At 74.3% G+C, this 1,838-nt stretch carries 2 protein-coding genes; one reads left to right on the forward strand and one right to left on the reverse strand.

Annotation, left to right across the window (positions count from 1 at the left end):
• A partial coding sequence (locus AB0G02_RS26370) for an ATP-binding cassette domain-containing protein (protein ID WP_360798536.1) occupies window positions 1-912 on the forward strand: 912 nt, incomplete at its 5' end.
• A gap of 51 nt (window positions 913-963) precedes the next feature.
• On the opposite strand, the gene AB0G02_RS26375 is transcribed toward AB0G02_RS26370, so the two are convergent.
• Window positions 964-1,797, reverse strand: a complete 834-nt coding sequence (locus tag AB0G02_RS26375; RefSeq protein WP_360798540.1) for an AfsR/SARP family transcriptional regulator — start codon at window positions 1,795-1,797, stop codon at window positions 964-966.
• Between the last annotated feature and the right edge of the window lie 41 nt (window positions 1,798-1,838).

Below are 1,838 nucleotides of genomic sequence, written 5' to 3' on the forward strand. Positions count from 1 at the left end.
CGGCTGGCCGACCGGGTGGCCGTGATGAGCGCCGGTCGGATCGTCGAGCAGGCGAGCACCGCCCGGATCCTCGCCGGCCCCGCCCACCCCGTCACCCGGGCGCTGCTGGACGACGGCCCCTCCGCGCCGCGTCGACCGGTCCGCCCCGAGCGCCCGGTCCTGGAGCTGCGCGACGTCACCAAGACCTACCGGGGCACCGCGGACGGGCGGCCGGCGGTGTCGGGGGTGTCGTTCAGCGTGGGTCGGAGCGAGACCGTGGCGCTGGTGGGCGAGTCGGGGGCCGGGAAGACGACCACCGCACGCATCGCGCTGTGCCTGCTCCGACCGGACACCGGCGAGGTGCTGCTGGACGGCACGCGCTGGAGCGACCTGCCCGAACGCGCCAGGCGGCACCGGCGCAAGGAGGTGCAGCTGGTCCACCAGAGCCCGCTGGCGGCGTTCGACCCGCGGTGGACCGTGCGGCGGTTGCTCGCGGAGCCGTTGCGGGCGATCGGGGTGTCGGGCCGGGACGTCGGACGCGCCACGGCGGAGCTGCTCGACCAGGTCGGGCTGCCCGCGGCGCTGCTGTCCCGGCGTCCCCACGAGCTGTCCGGCGGCGAGCGGCAACGCGTCGCGATCGCCAGGGCGCTGGCCACCGGCCCCCGCGTCCTGGTCTGCGACGAGCCGGTGTCGGCGCTGGACGCGGTGGCCCGGACCCGCGTGCTGGACCTGCTGGACGAGCTGCGACGCCGACGCGGCCTCGCCCTGCTGCTGATCTCGCACGACCTGCGCGTGGTGCGGCGGATGAGCGACCGGGTGGTGGTGATGAGAGCCGGCCGGGTGGTGGAGGACGGCGAGTCGCACGGGCCGTTCGAGCGGCCGGCCGAACCCCACCCCCGGGAACCGGCCGAACTCCCCCGCCCACCCCGCTGACCACCCCCACCACCCGGCCACACGCCGGCACCCCCGGCACCGGGCACGGCCTCAGGCCACCGGCAGCACCCGTTGCAGCGCCACGTCCAGCGACAGCCCGGTCGCCGGGTACACCGGTGGGTCCAGCACCGGGTCGGCGGCGAGCACCGCCTCGTGCAGCCGGCGCATCGGCGGCGACGGCTCCAGACCCAGCTCGTCGGTCAGCACGCGCCGCAGCCGTCCGTAGACCGCGAGCGCCTGGGCCGGACGCCCCGAGCGGTACAGGGCGAGCATGAACTGGGCGTACAGGTTCTCGTGCATGGGGTGCCGCTCGACCAGCACGCTCAGCTCGCTCAGCAGCGCGTGGTGCCGCCCCAGCTTCAGGTCGGCCTCGATCCGCTGCTCCAACGCCGACAACCGGCTCTCCACCAGCCCGACCAGCCGGGCCCGCAGCACCGGCCCGGTGCGCACGTCGGCCAGCGCCGGTCCCCGCCACAGGTCCAGCGCCTGGGCGAACAACCGGGACGCCCGGTCGTGCTCGCCCTCGGCCATGCACCGGTTGGCCGCCCTGGTCAGCCGGGCGAACACGTCGATGTCCAGCTCGTCGACGTCGGCGGCGAACTCGTACCCGGCGTCCCTGGTCACCAAGCGCGCCGCCCGTCCTGTCGACCGACCCCCCCCGGCCGACAGGATCTTGCGGAGCTGCATGATGTAGGTCTGCAGGGTTTGCACCGCGCTGCTGGGCGGGTTGTACTCCCACAATTCTTCGATGAAGTCACCCACCGAGACCGTGCTGTTCGCGTTCATCAGCAGCAGGGCCAGGACCTGCCGCTGCTTCGGGGCCCGCGGCGTGCAGACCACCGTGCCGTCGGAAAGGTGCAGCGGACCGAGAACACCTATTTTCACAGCCACTCCCCGATTCTTCCCCCTCCAGTGGAGGTGCCGCC

This window comes from Actinosynnema sp. NPDC023658, assembly GCF_040639995.1.
Lineage (GTDB): Bacteria > Actinomycetota > Actinomycetes > Mycobacteriales > Pseudonocardiaceae > Actinosynnema.